The organism is Streptomyces sp. NPDC005648 (genome assembly GCF_040605395.1).
Lineage (GTDB): Bacteria > Actinomycetota > Actinomycetes > Streptomycetales > Streptomycetaceae > Streptomyces.
Genome location: NZ_JBEXCS010000052.1, coordinates 1 through 16784, shown reverse-complemented (window position 1 = coordinate 16784; position 16784 = coordinate 1). Strand labels below are relative to the sequence as shown.

The window sequence follows — 16784 nt, the reverse complement described above, 5'->3', positions numbered from 1 at the left end:
GCCCGGACGGACGTGGCCCGCGCCGTCCGTCCGGGCCCGCCCCGTCAGAAGTGCGCCGCCGCCCAGGCCGCCAGCTCGGACCTGGCCGCGCCGAGCAGGCTCGCCGAGGGTGACGTCGCCCCGTTGGTCACCAGCGCGTAGTGCAGCACGCCGGAGTCCGCGTCGGTGAGCAGCAGACGGCGGCTGCCCGTGCCGCCCGGTTCGAGGGCCGCGCCGATCGGGGTGGAGGACGTGTAGGCGGGCGGCCCGTAGACCGTGCCCAGGTCGGAGACGACGGTGGTCGTGGCCGTCGGGAAGGAGGCGGGCAGATGCAGTTCGGTGGGTGCCGAACCGCTGCCCGACTTCCATACGAGCAGCCCGTACTGGCCGGAGCCGACCAGCGACGACACGTTCGGCAGCGAACTGGGGACCGGGTTCCAGGTCAGGGTCGTCGAGCCGTCACGGGAGCGGTCCTCGTAGGTGAAGGCGAGGGTCGTGCCGGCGGTCGCGCTCGGGTACACGCGGTCGAGCAGCCGGGCGTCCTGACGGAGCGTCACCGTACCGGAGTCGTTCATGTTCACGGCCGACAGGTCCTCGCCGTTCCAGGCGTCGCCCGAGGTCTGGACCTTGTCCGGGTTGTCGTTCATCAGCTCGTGGTGGCGTCCGTTGTAGATGTCCCACTGCCACTGGTTGCCGGAGAGCACCGGACCGGAGGCCGAGGGGTTGGACCACCAACTCGATCCCGGCAGGCGGGAGTCGAGGGCCTGGTACATCGCCTTGTCGACCGTCGGGGCCTTGCCCGACACCGACCCGGACAGCGGATGGCCGAACTCACTGACCACGGCGGCCGTTCCGGCGGCCGAGGCCCGGTCGCGGACCGTCCCGAAGTCGGTCGAGTACTGCCCGTCCGAGGCGTTGCCCCACATCAGGATCCCGGAGATCGCCTTCTGGTCGTAGAAGTGCGTGTTGAACACGTACCGGGGGCCGAGGGTGCCCGCGTCCAGCAGGCCGCCCTCCTGCTTCTGGGAGTCGATGTTGGCGTTCCAGAAGAGGTTGGGCTCGACGAGAGCGGGCTTGGCCTGCCAGCCGGCCGCGTCCATCCGGGCCCGGAACCGCTGGTAGAAGGGCCACAGCAGGTTCTGCTCCCAGGTACGGCTCGTCTGGCCCGAGTCGTAGCTGCCGGCGAACGGCTCGTTGTACGGGTCGAAGCCGACGACAGCCGCGAACTCCGTTTCGCTCAGGTGCTGTTGGAGGTAGGCCATGGTCTTCTGGGCGGTGTCGAGGAAGGAGTCCTGCAGGCCGTAGTTGTTGTGCCAGAAGTCGTACTGCGCCTTGGTCACCGCCTGGTTCCCGGTGATGTTCTGACCCCAGAAGAGACAGATGCCGCACGATTCCTGCGGATAACTCCCCAGCGACACTGCCCACTTGGGCGCTCCGTCACCGGTGTACCAGCTGCCGGAGTTGAACAGGTAGCGCGAGTAGAGATCCTGGTGGAAGTCGGGGTAGACACGGATGCCGGCGTCGAGGAACGCCTGCAACTGTGCGGTGACCGCGGCCAGATAGGTGGTGTCGACCGTTCCGCGGGTGGGCTCGGCGTGGGCCCAGGACAGCAGGAAGCGGACCGAGTTGCCGCCGCCCAGGGCCCGCAGTGCGGTCGCCGACTTCTTGGCGTCGGCGACCGAGGCGAAGGGCAGACCGCTGTTCTCCTCCAGCTTGGTCTCGCCGGAGACGTTGTAGCCGCGCAGCACGACCTCGCGGCCGTTGCCGTCGACGAATCTGCCGTTCTGCACGGTCAGCGGTGAGCCGTCGAACCAGAGGGAGTCGGAGAGGGTCGCGGCGGTGGCGGACGGAGCGCCCGCCACCGTCAGGGATCCAAAGAGGACAACCAGGACAAGGAGCAGACGCGCCCGGATGTTCGGCATGTCCACTACAGTCCGGCCGTTTCCGGACACCGTCAATACTTCTGACTCTTGAGTAAGTTTCAGTTTTTCTGCGCATGTTCTCCCTCGGGCGGCTCATGCTCCCCATGCGGCGAGTCACGCTCACCACTCGACGCGTCTCGCTCACCAGATTTCGGTTAACGCTCAACGAACCCCACCGCGGCTCTCGCCGCGTCATCTGCGCGGTCCTAGAGTGACGCCCATCACGATCGGACGTTGTTTCCCCTCGCTCCCCTCACTCCGCCCGCTCAGTCTCTGGAGGGCACATGACCCACATCTCGGTGAAGGTGGACGGCACGACGTACGAGGACGACGTGGAACCCCGCCTCCTCCTGGTCCACTACCTGCGTGACCGCCTCGGCCTGACCGGCACCCCCATCGGCTGCGACACCTCGAACTGCGGGGCGTGCACGGTCGAATGGGACGGCGTCAGCGTCAAGAGCTGCTCCGTGCTCGCCGTCCAGGCGGACGGAGGTGAGGTGACGACGGTCGAAGGACTGGCCCGCGACGGACAACTCACCCCCCTCCAGCAGGCCTTCCACGAGAAGCACGCCCTCCAGTGCGGCTACTGCACCCCGGGGATGCTGATGGCCGCCCGCGATCTGCTGCGCGAACACCCGCACCCCACCGCGGAGGAGATCCGGCACGCCCTGGAGGGCAACCTCTGCCGCTGCACCGGCTACCAGAACATCGTGCGGGCCGTGCAGGCCGCCTCCGAACAGGAGGTCGTGGCATGAGCGAGACGGTGGAACACGAGGTCGGGCGGGCCCGTCCCCGCAAGGAGGACGCCCGGCTGATCACCGGACAGACCAACTGGACGGACAACATCGTCGTCAACGGCCTGCTGCACCTGGCGATCCTGCGCAGTCCGATGGCCCATGCCCGCATCCAGCGGGTCGATGTCTCCCCCGCGCTCGAACGCCCGGGTGTCATCGCCGCGTTCAGCGGCGCCGATCTCGCCGACGGCCTCGGCTCCCTGCCCTGCGCCTGGCCGGTGACCGAGGACATCGTGCTGCCCGACCATCCGCCGATCGCCGTCGACGAGGTGCGCCACGCGGGCGACCCGGTGGCCGTGGTCGTGGCCCGCGACCGGTACGCGGCCGCGGACGCCCTGGAGGCGATCGAGGTCGACTACGAACCCCTGCCCCCCGTGCTGGACCTGGAGGCCGCGCTCGCCGACGACTCCCCCCTCGTCCACTCCGACAAGGGCACCAACCGCTGCTATGTCTGGCCCCTGAGGACGGGCGAGGACTTCGACTCGGTACGGCGGCGCGCCGAGGTCACCCTCAGGCGCCGCTACCACCACCAGCGGCTCATCCCGAACGCGATGGAACCGCGCGCCGTCGTCGTCACCCCGCTCGCCGCGTCCGGCGAGTACACCCTCTACTCCTCCACGCAGATCCCGCACATCGTCCGGCTCATGATGGCGGTCGTCACCGGCATCCCCGAGCACAAGATCCGGGTCATCGCCCCCGACGTGGGCGGCGGTTTCGGCTCCAAGCTCCAGGTGTACGGCGAGGAGGCCCTCGCGCTCGCGGTCGCGCGCCGCATCGGCCGGCCCGTGAAGTGGACGGAGTCCCGCTCCGAGGGGTATCTGGCCACCCATCACGGCCGGGGCATGATCCAGGACATCGAGATCGCCGCGAACCGCGACGGCAGACTGCTCGGCCTCAAGGTCGACCTGCTCACCGACATGGGCGCGTATCTGATGCTGGTGACACCCGGCATCCCGATCCTGGGCGCCTTCATGTACCCGGCGATCTACAAGATGGACTCCTACGAGTTCACCTGCACCGGCGTCTTCACGACCCGCACGCCCACCGACGCCTACCGGGGCGCCGGGCGCCCGGAGGCGACGTACGCCATCGAACGCATCATGGACGAGCTCGCCGTCGAACTGGGCCTGGATCCGGTGGAGTTGCGGCGCCGGAACTGGATCAGGCACGAGGAGTTCCCGTACACGTCGATCGCGGGTCTGACCTACGACAGCGGCAACTACGAGGCCGCGACGGACAAGGCGCTCGCCCTCTTCGACTACGACAAGCTGCGCGCCGAGCAGGCGGACCGCAATCACCGGGGCGACAGCGTGCGGCTGGGCATCGGTGTGTCGACGTACACCGAGATGTGCGGGCTCGCGCCGAGCCGGGTCCTGCGCGATCTGCGGTACGCGGCCGGCGGCTGGGAGGCGGCGAGCATCCGGATGCTGCCGACCGGCAAGGTCGAGGTGGTCACCGGCACCAGCCCGCACGGCCAGGGCCATGTGACCAGCTGGAGCCAGATCGCCGCCGATGTGCTGGGCGTACCGTTCGAGGACGTCGAGGTCGTCCACGGCGACACCAAGGCGGCCCCGCAGGGCATGGACACCTACGGCTCGCGGTCGCTGGTCGTCGGTGGGACGGCCGTGCACCACGCGGCGGAGAAGGTCGTCGAGAAGGCGCGGAAGATCGCCGCGCATCTGCTCGAAGCCGACGAGCGGGACCTGGAGTTCACCGACGGCGTGTCCTCCGTGAAGGGCTCGCCGGACGCCCACAGGACGATCCAGGAGATCGCCTTCGAGACCTTCACCTCACACGACCTGCCCGACGGCATGGAGCCGTCGATCAACGCCGAACACCTGGTCGACCCGGACAACTTCTCCTATCCGCACGGCACCCACCTGTGCGCGGTCGAGGTCGACACCGAGACCGGGCGGACGCGGATCCGCTCGTATGTGAGCGTCGACGACGTCGGCAAGGTCATCAACCCGATGATCGTCGAGGGCCAGGTGCACGGCGGCATCGCCCAGGGCATCGCACAGGCGCTGTACGAGGAGGCGGTGTACGACGACGAGGGCAACCTGGTCACCGGCACGATGGCCGACTATCTCGTGCCGTCCGCGGCGGACCTGCCCGACTTCGTGACGGGGCGTACGGAGACCCCGGCCACGTCGAATCCCCTGGGGGCCAAGGGAGTCGGCGAGGCCGGCACCATCGCGTCGACGCCCGCCGTGGTCAACGCCGTCGTGGACGCGCTGCGGCCCTTCGGCGTCCACGACGTCCGGATGCCCTGCACACCCGAGCGGGTCTGGCGAGCGGTCCGGTCCGGGAAGGAGGACCTGTCATGATCCCTCCGGCATTCGAGTACGCCCGTCCGGCGAGCGTCGATGAGGCGGTGCGCGCGCTCGCGGACGGCGGCGAGGACGCGAAGGTGCTGGCCGGCGGCCAGAGCCTGCTGCCGCTGCTGAGGCTGCGGCTGGCCTTCCCCGAGCTGGTCGTCGACGTCGGCCGGGTCCCCGGGCTGCGTGGGGTGCGCGAGGACGGCCCCACGCTGGTCATCGGCGCGATGACCACCCACCACGACGTCATCCGCGACCCCCTGGTCCGCCGCCACGCGGGCCTGCTGGCGGCCGCCACGGCGACCGTCGCGGATCCCGCCGTACAGCACCGGGGCACTCTCGGCGGGTCGCTCGCGCACGCCGATCCGGCCGGGGACCTGCCCGCGGTGGTGCTGGCGCTGAACGCCGAGCTGGTGGCCCAGGGGCCGCGCGGGCGGCGCACGATCGCGGCCGGCGACTTCTTCGTCGACTACCTGCAGTCGGCGCTGGCACCCGATGAACTCCTGGTCGAGGTGCGGGTGCCGAAGGCGGACGGCTGGGGCTTCCACTACGAGAAGTTCCACCGGGTGGCCCAGGCCTGGGCGACGGTCGGGGTGGCCGCGCTGGTGCGGCGCGACGACGGGCACATCGCCGAGGCGCGGATCGGCCTCACCAACATGGGCTCGACCCCGCTGCGGGCCTCGGCCGCCGAACGGGCACTGACCGGCGCGGGGGACGCGGACGCCGTCGCCCGGGCCTCGGAGTCCGCGGCGGAGGGCACCCGGCCCTCCCAGGACACGGCGGCCTCGCCCGAGTACCGGGAGCATCTGGCACGGGTGCTGACCCGGCGGGCGGTGCTGGCGGCCTCCGGATTGGGGTGAGGACCCATCACCGACACGTACGACGTGGACGGCCCGGAACAGGTGCGGGCCCGTCTGGAGGCGACGGGGTATCTCGTCGACGACGGACTGGCCATCGCCTGTTTCCTGGCGCTGCGGCTGCACCGGCCGATCTTCTGCGAGGGCGACGCGGGCGTCGGCAAGACCGCGCTCGCGTCCGCCCTCGCCCAGGCGCTCGGCGCACCGCTGATCCGCCTCCAGTGCCACGAGGGCATCGACGCCTCGCAGGCTCTGTACGACTGGGACTTCCCTCGTCAGCTCCTGCATCTGCGGGCCGCCGAGGCGGCGGGGGTCAAGGACGCCGACCGGCTGGAGGGCGAGCTGTACGACCGGCGGTTCCTGATCGCCCGGCCGCTGCTCAAGGCGCTGGAGACCCAGCCGTCCGTGCTGCTGGTGGACGAGATCGACCGGGCCGACGACGAGTTCGAGGCGTTTCTGCTGGAGCTGCTGTCGGAGTTCTCGGTCACCGTCCCGGAGCTGGGCACGCTGCGGGCCGAGGTGCCGCCGGTCGTGGTCCTCACCTCGAACCGCACGCGCGAGGTGCACGACGCGCTGAAGCGGCGGTGCCTCTACCACTGGTTCGACCACCCGGGCTTCGCCCGCGAACTGGCCATCGTACGGCGGCGGTTGCCGGGTGTCTCGGCGCGGCTCGCGGAGCAGGTGACCGCGCTGGCGCAGGCGCTGCGGGCCGAGGATCTGCTCAAGCCGCCGGGTGTCGCCGAGACGATCGACTGGGCCGAGGCCCTGGACGCGCTCGGCGCGACCGAGGTCGACGCGGAGCTGGCGGTGGCGACGCTGGGATCGGTCCTGAAGTACCGCGAGGACGCGGACCGGGCACGGGGTCTGGATCTCGCGGCGGTTCTCGCGCCCCGGGGTGCGTGAGCGACATGGCCGGCGGCGCGGAACAGGGAACGGGCGGACGGAGGGACGGCGACGGCCCGCGACGAGGGAGGCCAAGCACACGAAGCCGCACGAACGGACCGGAACAGCGGACGACGACCACGCCCAACCACACGGGTGACGTCGGCGCTGTTCTCGTCGGCTTCGCGCGTGCCCTGCGGGTGGCTGGGGTCGACGCCGGTGCCGAGCGCCTGCACATGTTCGTGCGGGCGGTGGACCGACTGCGGCCCGGGATGCGGGCGGACGTGTACTGGGCGGGACGGCTCACCCTCTGCGGCGGGCCCGACGACCTGGAGCGCTACGAGCGGGTGTTCGCCGCCTACTTCGGCGACGGTACGCCCACCGGGCGGACGGTGGCCGCCGCTCCCCCGCCCCGGCTGCGGATGGTCGCGGCGGACGGCCCCGTGCCGCGCGGGACCGGGCGGGACACGGAGGCCGAGGCTCCGCCCCTGGCCGCCCTCGCCGGCTCCACCGAGGTACTGCGCCATCGCGACGTCGCCGACCTCGGTGGAGCCGAACGGGAGCAACTGCGCCGTCTGCTGGCCGCGTTCACCCTCCGTGGCGAGACGCGCCGCAGCGCGCGGCGGCGGCCCGCCCGGCGCGGTGCGGTCGATCCGCACGCGACGGTGCGGGAGCTGCTGCGCGGCGGGGAGCCGGCGCGGCTGCGTCACCGTGCCCGGACCGCCCGGCCGCGTCGGGTGGTGCTGCTGGTCGATGTCAGCGGATCGATGGCGCCGTACGCCGAGGTGCTGCTGCGCTTCGCCCACGCCGCCGCCCTGCTCCGGTTCAGCCGCGCCTCCGGCTGTGGGCCCCGTACCGAGGTCTTCACGATCGGCACCCGGCTGACCCGGGTGACCCGCGAGCTCACGCACCGCGACCCGGACCTGGCGATGGCCGCGCTCGCGGCGGCGGTGCCCGACTGGCGCGGCGGCACCCGGCTCGGTGAGCTGCTGCGGGAGTTCCTGGACCGGTGGGGGCAGCGGGGCATGGCACGCGGGGCCGTCGTGGTGGTGCTGTCGGACGGATGGGAGCGTGGCGCTCCGGAGCTGCTCGGTGCCCAGATGCGACGCTTGCACCGGCTGGCGTACCGGGTGATCTGGGCCAATCCGCGCAAGGCCCGACCCGGTTACGCGCCCCTGGCGGCCGGGATGGCAGCGGCGCTGCCGAGTGTGGACGCCTTCGTCGAGGGGCACAGCCTGGCGGCGCTGGAGCGGCTGGCGGCCGTGGTGCGCGGGGCCGAACCGGCCCCGGTGGAAGGAGCGGAACGTGCGTGACATTCTCCCGGCGCTGAGCGACTGGTACGCGGCAGGGCAGCCGTTCGGGCTGGCCACGGTCGTGGCCGTCAGCCGCAGCGCGCCGCGTGATCCGGGTGCGGCGATGGCGGTGGGGCCCGGCGACGAGGCCGTGGGGAGCGTGTCCGGGGGCTGTGTGGAGGGCGCGGTGTTCGAGCTCGCCAAAGAGGTGGTCCAGAGTGGTGAGGCCCGCCTAGAGACCTTCGGGTACAGCGACGAGGACGCGTTCGCGGTCGGGCTGACCTGCGGCGGCGAGATCACCCTGCTGGTCCGGCCCGTCACCCGGGAGACCGACCCCGGCTTCGCGGCGGTGGCGGAGTCCGTCGCCGGCGGCCGCCCGGTGACGGTGGCGACCGTGACGGACGGCCCCGCCCGTGTCGGTGCCACCCTCGCCGTCTGGCCGGACGAGGTGTCCGGCACGCTCGGGCCGACCGGTCTCGACGTGGCCGTCACCGCCGATGCCCGCGGTGAACTCGCCCTCGGCGCCACGGGGTTGCGGCACTACGGTCCGCGCGGCGAGCGCCGCGAGGACGCCGTCTCCGTCTTCCTCCACTCCTTCGCGCCGCCCCCGCGCATGCTGGTCTTCGGCGCCATCGACTACGCCGCCGCCGTGGCCCGGATCGGCAGCTTCCTCGGCTACCGGGTCACGGTCTGCGACGCCCGCCCGGTCTTCGCCACGCCGAAGCGCTTCCCGGACGCCGTCGAGGTGATCGTCGACTGGCCGCACCGCTATCTCCGCGGCACCGAGACCGACGAGCGCACCGTCGTCTGCGTCCTCACCCACGACCCCAAGTTCGACGTACCGCTGCTGGAGGAGGCGCTGCGCCGCCCGGCCGCCTACATCGGCGCGATGGGCAGTCGCCGCACCCACGACGACCGTCTCAAGCGCCTGGTCGACGCCGGGCTCAACGAGGCCGAGCTGTCCCGGCTGCGCTCCCCGGTCGGCCTCGACCTCGGCGCCCGTACCCCCGAGGAGGTCGCCGTGTCCGTCGCCGCCGAGATCGTGGCGCTGCGCTGGGGCGGCAGCGGCGCCCCACTGACGGCCACCGCCGGGACGATCCACCCGTCGCCGTAACCCCACTGGAGGAAGTCATGGAGCTGCACCACGAGTTCGCCGTGCCGGTCCCGGTCGACGACGCCTGGCGGACCCTCCTCGACATCGAGCGGGTCGCGCCCTGTATGCCCGGGGCGACCGTCGAGGAGTACGACGGCAAGACGGTCACCGGCTCGGTGAAGGTCAAGGTGGGCCCGATCACCGTGACGTACAGGGGCAGCGCCGTCTTCGAGGAGCAGGACGAGACGGCGCACCGCATGGTGCTGATCGCCAGTGGCCGGGAGACGCGCGGCCAGGGCACCGCGCGGGCCACGGTGACCGGCACCCTGGCCGAGCGCGACGGCGGTACGTCCGTGTCGGTGCGCACCGACCTCACGGTGACCGGGCGTCCGGCGCAGTTCGGGCGCGGGGTGATGGCGGAGGTGGGCGACCGGCTCGTCGGCCAGTTCGCCGAGTGCCTGTCACAGCGGCTCGGCGAGCCCGCGCGGCCCCCCGCCGAGTCCGAGGAGGAGACGACGGAGGCAGAACCGCTCGATCTGCTGCGCACAGCCGGGATACCGGTGGCCAAGCGCGCGGCGGTGGGCGTCGCGGGGGTAGTGGTGGTGGCACTGCTGGTCGGGCGGGTACGGCGGTGGCGACGCGGCTGATCCCGTCGGCGGACGCGGTCCGCCCTCCGGCGCGGGTCGGGGGACAGCCCTTGAAGATCACCGGATTCGCTACGAAATCACCGGATTCAGAGGTGTGAGGCGACCCGGAAGGGGTAGCCACCGCACAACGAGGCAGCACGCCTCGGCACCTCTGCGGGAAGGAGGTCCGTGAAAGCGCACACTCGCAGCGCCCGGGCCGCTCGCCCCACTGGGCGGCGGCCCGGCCTGTACGGGTCGCGCCGATCGGCTCCTACCTCGGCGGCAGACGGTGCAGCCGTACCTCGGTGAGTCGCCCCTGGTCGGCCATGGCGGTCATGTAGGTGCAGTGCGGCTGACGCCGGCGGTCGGTCGGTGACCCGGGGTTGAGCAGGCGCAAGCCGCCGGGAGCGGTGGTGTCCCACGGGATGTGGCTGTGCCCGAACACCAGCACGTCCAGGTCCGGATAGCGGGCCGCGCAGCGCGCCTCACGCCCCTGTGCCGCTCCCGTCTCGTGCACGACACCGAAACGCAGGCCGCCGATCTCGGCGTACGCCACCTCGGGCAGCCGGGCCCGCAGATCCGGCCCGTCGTTGTTGCCGTACACCCCGACGAGCCTGCGGCTGCGGCTCTCCAGCAGGTCGAGGGTGGCCGTGTCCACCCAGTCCCCGGCGTGGAACACGACGTCGGCGTGCGGGAGTTCGGCGAGAAGTCGCGCGGGCAGTTGCCTGGCGCGCTTCGGGAGGTGGGTGTCGGACATGAGCAGCAGACGCACGCGGCCAGCCTACCCCCGCGATCTACAGGTGAAACTGCTCAGTTCATACTGAACAGTCAGAACTGGACAGTTTCATCTGATGGATCTACGGTGAGGACATGGACTCACCGGCCGCCGGCCCTCCCGAGGACATCACCGGCTCCGCCGCGCGTGCCGCACGCGACCTGCGGGTCGTGTTCAGTCGGCTCCGCCGCCGGATCAGGGAGGTCGCGGAAGACGACGAACTCACCCCCTCGCAGGTCTCCGCGCTGACCCTGGTGGCCAAGCACGGCGCGGCCACGGCAAGCGCCCTCGCCACGGCGGAAGGCGTACGGCCGCAGTCGATGGCCACCACACTGGCCGCCCTGGAGCGCCAGGGGCTGATCCGGCGCAGCCCCGACCCGGACGACGGCCGTCGCCAGCTCGTGACGCTGACCGACTCCGGCCGGCAGCGGGTCGAGGGCGACCGGCAGGCGCGCGAGGAGTGGCTGGCCCGGGCCGTGCAGGACCGGTTCACCGAGGAAGAGCGGCACACGCTCCTGGCGGGGCTGGCACTGCTGGAACGACTCACCACACCCTGAAAGGCCCGCCCCATGACCGTCACCGCGCTCGATCCTCGTACCGCCCTCGTGGTGATCGACCTCCAGGCCGGTATCGCGGCCGCGCCCGTCCAGCCGTACACCGGCGCAGAGGTCGTCGCCCGTGCGGCGGAGCTCGCCGACGCCTTCCGTGCCCGGGGGCTGCCCGTGGTGCTGGTCCGGGTGTCGTTCGCCGACGACGGCGCCGACCTCGTCCCCGGCCGCACCGAGGCGCCCCGAGCCGGCGGGGCCCGTCCGGAGGGCTGGGACGTGATCGTCGCCGAACTGGCCGGGCATCCCGGCGACATCACCGTCACCAAGCGCAACTGGGGTGCCTTCCACGGCACCGGTCTCGACGTCCAGCTGCGCCGCCGGGGCGTCACACAGATCGTGCTCACGGGCATCGCCACCAGCATCGGTGTGGAGTCCACCGCGCGCGCCGCGCACGAGCACGGCTATCACGTCACCCTGGCCACCGACGCGATGAGCGACATGAGCCCCGAGGCCCATCTCCACAGCGTGGAGCGGATCTTCCCCCGGCTCGGCGAGACCGGCACGACCGCCGAGATCCTGGAGCTCCTCGCCAAGACGCACGGCTGACCCACCGGCGGCCGGGCTCAGCGGGGCGAGGCGCGGTGGGCCGCGACACCCGGCCGGGTTAGCATCTGGCCACTGCACCATCACCCGCGGCAAGCCAACCGAGGGGGCTCGGAAGCCCGATGCCGGTCAAGGTCAGCGTCATCGTCCCGGTGTACAACCCCGGGCCCTACATCGAGGACTGCATCACCTCGTTGCTGGAGCAGTCCCTCCCTCCCGACGAGTACGAGGCGATCTTCGTCGACGACGGCTCCACGGACGCCACACCGGCCCGGCTCGACGAACTCGCCGCCAAGGAACCACGGGTGAGGGTGATCCACCAGGAGCCCTCCGGCTGGTCCGGCAAGCCGCGCAACGTCGGCATCGAGGCCGCCCGGGGCGAGTACGTGATGTTCGTCGACAACGACGACAGCCTCGGCACCGAGGCCCTGGAGCGGATGTACGGCTACGGGGTGGCCCACGGCGCCGATGTGGTCGTGGGCAAGATGGCCGGCAAGGGCCGCGGGGTGCCGGTGGAGTTGTTCCGGAAGAACCGCCCGCGCGCCTCGGTCGAGAACGCCCCGCTGATCGACAGCCTCACCCCGCACAAGATGTTCCGCAAGGCGTTCCTCGACGAGACCGGTCTGCGCTTCCCGGAGGGCCGCAGGCGGCTGGAGGACCATGTCTTCGTGGTGGAGGCATATCTGCGCGCCGCCAATGTCTCCGTGATCGGCGACTACGTCTGCTACTACCACATCCGGCGCGACGACGCCTCCAACGCGGGCTTCCAACAGCTCGATCCCGTGGGCTACTTCAAGAATCTGCGCGAGGCGCTGGACGTCGTCGAGGAGTACACCGAGCCCGGGCCGGTGCGCGACTCCCTGCACCGGCGCTGGCTGCGGGTGGAGATGGTGGAGCGGCTGCGCGGCACACGCTTCCTCAAGATGCCGGAGGAGTACCGGCGCAAGCTGTTCGAGGAGATCCACCTCATCACCGCCGAGCGCTTCGGCCCCTCGGTCGCGGCCGGTATGCAGCCGACCCAGCAGGTCGTGGCCGCCCTGATCGCCGCCGACCGGTACGACGACACCGTGGCCTTCGCCGAGTGGGAGGCCAGGCTCGCGCTGAAGGCCAGGCCCGGGAAGGTGGAGTGGCGCTCGGGCCGGCTGCGGATCGAGCTGGCCGCCGAATTCACCGCGGGCGGCACGCCGTTGACGTTTCCCGGCGGCGGGGTCCGCGCTCCGCTGGACGAACCGCCGCCGGACGTCACCGAGGCGGTGGCCCGGGTGGGCGCCGACACCGTCGCCCGGTTCGGCCGGGCCGGCCTGGACCTGCTGGTGCGTGAACGGTCCACCGGCGCCCAGTACTTCCAGCCCGTGGAGGTGACGCGGGAGATCGTGCCGGTCGAGGACAGCGGGAAGGTCCGGCTGGTGCTGCGGGCCACGGGGACCGTCGACCCGGCCGCCGTGGTGGACGGCGGACCGCTGCGCGCCGGGCTGTGGGACCTGTACGCGCGGGTCAGGCTGGGCGGCTGGAGCAAGGAGACGCGGATCGGGCCGGGCCCTCGCGGGGAGCGGGCCGCCACGTCCGCCGCCGTGGTGGGCGGGCAGGTGGTGCTGCCGTACTGGACGGACCAGCACGACAACCTCTCCCTGGACGTGGACCGCGCGAACAAGCGCCTCGGCCTGGACCGGCTGGACCCCGCCACCGTCACCGTCGCCGGGGCCAAGCTGCGCGCTCCCCTGCCGCTGCGGGTCTTCGCGGAGACCGCCGTACTGCTGCGGCTGACCTCGTCGGGCCGCCGCGTGGACACACCCGGCACACTGTCCCCGTCCGGGGAGGGTGCGCTCCTCGAAGTGCCCCTGCCCGTCGGCGAGTTGAGCCGAGCGACCTGGCGGACGGCGTTCTCGACGGCGCCCGGGGCCGCTGAGCCGCGCTTTCTCCCGCTGCCGCTCGCCCTGCGCGCGGACACCGACGCGGTCGCGGTCGTACGGCCCTCCGGACCGCCGGCCCTGAGCCGGCTGGCCCGCAGGGCACGGCGAGCACTCGCCGCGGTCCTCGGACGACGTACGGCATCCGGTTCCGGCGCCCGGAAGACATGACGACCGCCGAACAGGTCACCTTCCCGGGGACCGCGAGGCGTCGTCACGGACGGGGCGCGGAGGGCGGGCCGCCGGCGTCGTGGACGGCCGGCACGGCCCGCTGCGAGCCGCGGGGGGGGGTCAGCGGCTGACCGCGTACGGCTCCAGGGCCGAGCGCAGCGCCTCCCAGCCGCGGCCACGCTTGAGGCCCCGGTTGCGGGCGCGCACCAGTGGCCCCCAGAAGTCGGCCTCCAGCAGCGTCTCCGGCTTGACCGCCTTCACCCGCTCCAGGACCGCCTCGGGCACCTTCTGCGGGTCGGGCACCTCGTACTCGGCGATGATCTCGTCGTACTTGTCCTTGAGGACGGTGTTGGTGTGATCGGCGCCGAAGGCGATGAGCTGGCCGGTGGGCTGGGTGTCGACCAGGACCAGCGAGAGGTCGGGGCGGTAGCGGCCCAGAATCTCGATGATCTTGTAGACGTCACCGGTCCAGGCGTCGGTGTGCCGGTCGCGGGCCGCCTCGTCGATGCTGCGCGGCAGCATGTCGTCGAAGACGATCACGCTGGCCCAGTCGGAGTGCTTCTCGACGTTGATGAAGTCCCGCAGCACGTACTCGAACAGGTGCATGCCGTCGATGAACGACAGGTCGAGGGTGGTGCGCCTCCAGTAGCCGAACGGGCTGCGTCCGCGGCGCAGGTTGCGCACGGGGTGCCGGCCGCCCTTGAGGTGCTGGAGGGGGTTCTCACGGGCGAAGAAATCGTCGCTGGTGGCCTTCACCAGATGGACGTCGCACTTGATCTCCGTGACCACCTTGAAGGCCGGGTCGATCGCGATGCTGGGCACGCGCGACAGCTTGAGGCTGCGGCCGTCGTTGACTCCGATCTCCAGGTAGTTGCGGTTGGCGGTGGCCTTGTGCAGGCCCCGCAGGAACTCGTGACGTTTCACGAAGGAAACTCCTCCTTGCGGATCAGCGGAAGTGCCTCGTGCGGAGCGGCGGGCCGGTCGCGCGGCGGGAAGGCCCCGTCGGCGACCGGCCGCACCCGGTCGGAATCGGCGCCCGGGCCCCGGAAGACCTAGCGGGCCCGTTCGCACCATACGGCCGCACCGGAGCCGGCGGCATGCAGGACTCCAGGTCGATCATCGTGCGGAAGAACCTACGCCCGTGCACCCTGTGGAGCCAAGCCGTTCGCACGATTGCGCGCCATATGGGAGGTTCCTCTTACCTTGGCGCGCGCTGTGGCCCGCCTGAGCGGCCGCTGATCGCCGTGAACGGCCCTTCGTCGCGAGGGCGGCCGCAGCCGAGGAGGCCCCCGCCGCGGGCGGGAGCCTCTCCGGGGGGGCGGAAGCGGTCAGTCCTCGCCCCGCACGATGTTCCCGTCCGTGCCCCAGGGGGCCGTTCGGGTGGCGGCCTCGTCGACGACGGCCGGCAGACAGGTCCGCGGGACGCCCTTGCCCCGCAGGCGCCGGGCCTTCGACCATCCGGTCTCCGGACGACGGACGACGGGCTTCTCACTGACATGCGCGGTCACGGTGGTTCATCTTCCTTCTGCGTCAGAGTCCGCCGACCGGGTCCCCGGCGGCGGCGCCGCCAAACGCCCCGGGCCCGTGGCCGCCGTTCGGGTGCTCAGGTGTTGGGCCGGGCGACGCTGATGTCGCCGAGCGCGGACTCCGGATCGCGCTCCATCGCCAGGTCGCCCAGGGAGACCATGCCGACGGGCCGGCCGTGGTCCACGACCGGTACCCGGCGTACGGCGTGCTCGCGCATCAGGCGGATCGCGTTGTCCAGGTCGTCCTCGGGGCCCACGGTGACGAGGTCACCGCTCAGCGCTCCGGCCACGGTGGTCCGTTCCGGGTCGCCGCCGTCGGCGAGCAGCCGCACCACGAGGTCCCGGTCGGTGACCAGGCCGCGCAGGTCGTCCCCGTCGGTCACCAGGACGGCGCCGAGGTCCTGGTCCCGCATGATGCGGGCCACGTCGGTGATGGAGGTCTGCGGTCCCACCGTGACCGGGGCGGCGGTCATGATGTCGTTGACGTGCTGGGTCATGGCGTACCTCTCCTGGGGTCCGGACGGCGGCGCGGGTCGTCGCCGTCCGGCCTCCGGGTACCCGGCGCACCGGTGCTCAGGCGGTGGCGAAGGCGGTGCGCAGGGTGCCGATCGCCTGGGTGATCGCGGCCTCGGCGGCGTGGGTTCCGCGCAGGGCGTTCAGCATCACGAAGTCGTGGATGATGCCCTGGTAGCGCACGGCGGTGACGGGGACGCCGGCCTCGCGCAGCCGGCCCGCGTAGGCCTCGCCCTCGTCGCGCAGGACGTCCGCCTCGGCCGTGATCACCAGCGCCGGGGGCAGACCGGTGAGCTGCTCGGTGGAGGCGCGCAGCGGGGACGCGGTGATCTGGGCGCGTTCGGCCTCGTCGGTCGTGTACTGGTCCCAGAACCACTGCATGGCGTCCCGGCGCAGGAAGTAGCCCTCGGCGAACTGGTGGTAGGAGCCGGTGTCGAAGCTCGCGTCGGTGACCGGGTAGAAGAGCACCTGCGCCACCAGCGGGACGTCTCCGCGCTGCTTGGCCATCAGGGTGAGGGCGGCGGTCATGTTGCCGCCGACGGAGTCCCCGGCCACGGCGACACGGGTGGCGTCGAGGTAGTGGCTCGCGCCCTCGGCGACGATCCAGCGGGCGACGGCGTAGTTCTGCTCGACGGCGACGGGATAGCGGGCCTCGGGCGAGAGGTCGTACTCGGGGAAGACGACCGCGGCGCCGGTGCCGACGGCGAGCTCGCGGACCAGACGGTCGTGGGTGTGGGCGTTGCCGAAGACCCAGCCGGCGCCGTGGATGTAGAGGATCACCGGGAGGGTGCCGCTCACGCCGGCCGGGCGGACGACACGGGCGCGGACCGGGCCGGTGGGGCCGCCGGGGACGCTGACCCACTCCTCGTCGACGGAGGGCTTGCCGATCTCGCCCGCTCCAGCGGCGAGAGCGTCTATCTCGGCGTCCTGCACCAGCAGGGCGTACTGATCGTGCATCACGTCTTCAGGCCCGACGAC

15 protein-coding genes and 2 pseudogenes are annotated in these 16784 nt (G+C 72.0%); 11 read left to right on the top strand and 6 right to left on the bottom strand.

What is annotated here, in order from left to right; translation table 11 throughout:
• Positions 1 to 44 precede the first annotated feature (44 nt).
• Entirely contained in the window at positions 45 to 1901 is a 1857-nt protein-coding gene (locus ABZT17_RS27055; protein WP_356352226.1) for a cellulase family glycosylhydrolase, read from the bottom strand.
• A 284-nt stretch (positions 1902 to 2185) separates the two neighbouring features.
• Here ABZT17_RS27055 and ABZT17_RS27050 point away from each other — a divergent pair, with 284 nt between their 5' ends.
• From ABZT17_RS27050 to ABZT17_RS27020, 7 genes are read left to right on the top strand one after another with little or no spacing between them, the layout of a single operon-like run.
• Complete coding sequence (locus ABZT17_RS27050) at positions 2186 to 2656, top strand: (2Fe-2S)-binding protein (RefSeq protein WP_356352224.1); 471 nt, start codon at positions 2186 to 2188, stop codon at positions 2654 to 2656.
• Complete coding sequence (locus ABZT17_RS27045; RefSeq protein ID WP_356352222.1) at positions 2653 to 5022, top strand: xanthine dehydrogenase family protein molybdopterin-binding subunit; 2370 nt, start codon at positions 2653 to 2655, stop codon at positions 5020 to 5022. The genes ABZT17_RS27050 and ABZT17_RS27045 overlap by 4 nt, the downstream gene beginning before the upstream one ends.
• Positions 5019 to 5873, top strand: coding sequence for a xanthine dehydrogenase family protein subunit M (locus ABZT17_RS27040; protein WP_356352221.1), 855 nt, complete (start codon positions 5019 to 5021; stop codon positions 5871 to 5873). The genes ABZT17_RS27045 and ABZT17_RS27040 overlap by 4 nt, the downstream gene beginning before the upstream one ends.
• A 24-nt stretch (positions 5874 to 5897) precedes the next feature.
• On the top strand, positions 5898 to 6773 hold the full coding sequence (locus ABZT17_RS27035) for a MoxR family ATPase (protein WP_356352219.1): 876 nt from the start codon (positions 5898 to 5900) through the stop codon (positions 6771 to 6773).
• A gap of 5 nt (positions 6774 to 6778) precedes the next feature.
• A complete protein-coding gene (locus ABZT17_RS27030) occupies positions 6779 to 8065 on the top strand; it encodes a VWA domain-containing protein (protein WP_356352305.1) in 1287 nt (428 codons plus the stop codon).
• Positions 8058 to 9158 (top strand): XdhC/CoxI family protein, encoded by a 1101-nt coding sequence (locus tag ABZT17_RS27025; RefSeq protein ID WP_356352217.1) that lies wholly within the window; start codon positions 8058 to 8060, stop codon positions 9156 to 9158. Before ABZT17_RS27030 ends, ABZT17_RS27025 begins: the two co-directional genes overlap by 8 nt.
• A 17-nt stretch (positions 9159 to 9175) precedes the next feature.
• Positions 9176 to 9784, top strand: a complete 609-nt coding sequence (locus ABZT17_RS27020; protein ID WP_356352215.1) for an SRPBCC family protein — start codon at positions 9176 to 9178, stop codon at positions 9782 to 9784.
• 250 nt (positions 9785 to 10034) lie between these two features.
• On the opposite strand, the gene ABZT17_RS27015 is transcribed toward ABZT17_RS27020, so the two are convergent.
• Positions 10035 to 10535: a metallophosphoesterase gene (locus tag ABZT17_RS27015; protein WP_356352213.1), complete on the bottom strand. Its 501-nt coding sequence runs from the start codon at positions 10533 to 10535 to the stop codon at positions 10035 to 10037.
• 98 nt (positions 10536 to 10633) lie between these two features.
• Here ABZT17_RS27015 and ABZT17_RS27010 point away from each other — a divergent pair, with 98 nt between their 5' ends.
• The 3 genes from ABZT17_RS27010 (at position 10634) to ABZT17_RS27000 (ending at position 13767) form a co-directional block, all read left to right on the top strand.
• Positions 10634 to 11095 carry a MarR family transcriptional regulator gene (locus ABZT17_RS27010; protein ID WP_356352211.1) on the top strand — a complete coding sequence of 154 codons (462 nt, stop codon included), beginning with the start codon at positions 10634 to 10636 and terminating at the stop codon, positions 11093 to 11095.
• 12 nt (positions 11096 to 11107) lie between these two features.
• Positions 11108 to 11692, top strand: a complete 585-nt coding sequence (locus ABZT17_RS27005) for a hydrolase (protein ID WP_356352209.1) — start codon at positions 11108 to 11110, stop codon at positions 11690 to 11692.
• Between the two features lie 119 nt (positions 11693 to 11811).
• Positions 11812 to 13767, top strand: a complete 1956-nt coding sequence (locus ABZT17_RS27000; protein ID WP_356352207.1) for a glycosyltransferase family 2 protein — start codon at positions 11812 to 11814, stop codon at positions 13765 to 13767.
• Positions 13768 to 13887: 120 nt separating this feature from the next.
• On the opposite strand, the gene ABZT17_RS26995 is transcribed toward ABZT17_RS27000, so the two are convergent.
• The 4 genes and pseudogenes from ABZT17_RS26995 to ABZT17_RS26980 form a co-directional block, all read right to left on the bottom strand.
• Positions 13888 to 14691 carry a class I SAM-dependent methyltransferase gene (locus tag ABZT17_RS26995; RefSeq protein WP_356352205.1) on the bottom strand — a complete coding sequence of 268 codons (804 nt, stop codon included), beginning with the start codon at positions 14689 to 14691 and terminating at the stop codon, positions 13888 to 13890.
• Positions 14692 to 15095: 404 nt separating this feature from the next.
• Complete coding sequence (locus tag ABZT17_RS26990; protein ID WP_356352203.1) at positions 15096 to 15275, bottom strand: hypothetical protein; 180 nt, start codon at positions 15273 to 15275, stop codon at positions 15096 to 15098.
• Between the two features lie 95 nt (positions 15276 to 15370).
• Complete coding sequence (locus ABZT17_RS26985; RefSeq protein ID WP_356352201.1) at positions 15371 to 15790, bottom strand: CBS domain-containing protein; 420 nt, start codon at positions 15788 to 15790, stop codon at positions 15371 to 15373.
• A 76-nt stretch (positions 15791 to 15866) separates the two neighbouring features.
• Positions 15867 to 16703 (bottom strand): annotated as a pseudogene (locus ABZT17_RS26980) (alpha/beta hydrolase); the annotation flags it as partial.
• On the opposite strand from ABZT17_RS26980, the pseudogene ABZT17_RS26975 reads away from it, so the two are divergent.
• A pseudogene (locus tag ABZT17_RS26975) lies at positions 16692 to 16784 on the top strand (IclR family transcriptional regulator); the annotation flags it as partial. The pseudogenes ABZT17_RS26980 and ABZT17_RS26975 overlap by 12 nt on opposite strands.

Bases quoted from the DNA above. Each gene is read 5' to 3' on its own strand.
- ABZT17_RS27005 (WP_356352209.1), top strand. From the start codon at position 11,108: ATGACCGTCACCGCGCTCGATCCTCGTACCGCCCTCGTGGTGATCGAC.
- ABZT17_RS27000 (WP_356352207.1), top strand. From the start codon at position 11,812: ATGCCGGTCAAGGTCAGCGTCATCGTCCCGGTGTACAACCCCGGGCCC.
- ABZT17_RS27010 (WP_356352211.1), top strand. From the start codon at position 10,634: ATGGACTCACCGGCCGCCGGCCCTCCCGAGGACATCACCGGCTCCGCC.
- ABZT17_RS27045 (WP_356352222.1), top strand. From the start codon at position 2,653: ATGAGCGAGACGGTGGAACACGAGGTCGGGCGGGCCCGTCCCCGCAAG.
- ABZT17_RS27040 (WP_356352221.1), top strand. From the start codon at position 5,019: ATGATCCCTCCGGCATTCGAGTACGCCCGTCCGGCGAGCGTCGATGAG.
- ABZT17_RS27050 (WP_356352224.1), top strand. From the start codon at position 2,186: ATGACCCACATCTCGGTGAAGGTGGACGGCACGACGTACGAGGACGAC.
- ABZT17_RS26985 (WP_356352201.1), bottom strand. From the start codon at position 15,790: ATGACCCAGCACGTCAACGACATCATGACCGCCGCCCCGGTCACGGTG.
- ABZT17_RS27055 (WP_356352226.1), bottom strand. From the start codon at position 1,901: ATGCCGAACATCCGGGCGCGTCTGCTCCTTGTCCTGGTTGTCCTCTTT.
- ABZT17_RS27030 (WP_356352305.1), top strand. From the start codon at position 6,779: ATGGCCGGCGGCGCGGAACAGGGAACGGGCGGACGGAGGGACGGCGAC.
- ABZT17_RS27020 (WP_356352215.1), top strand. From the start codon at position 9,176: ATGGAGCTGCACCACGAGTTCGCCGTGCCGGTCCCGGTCGACGACGCC.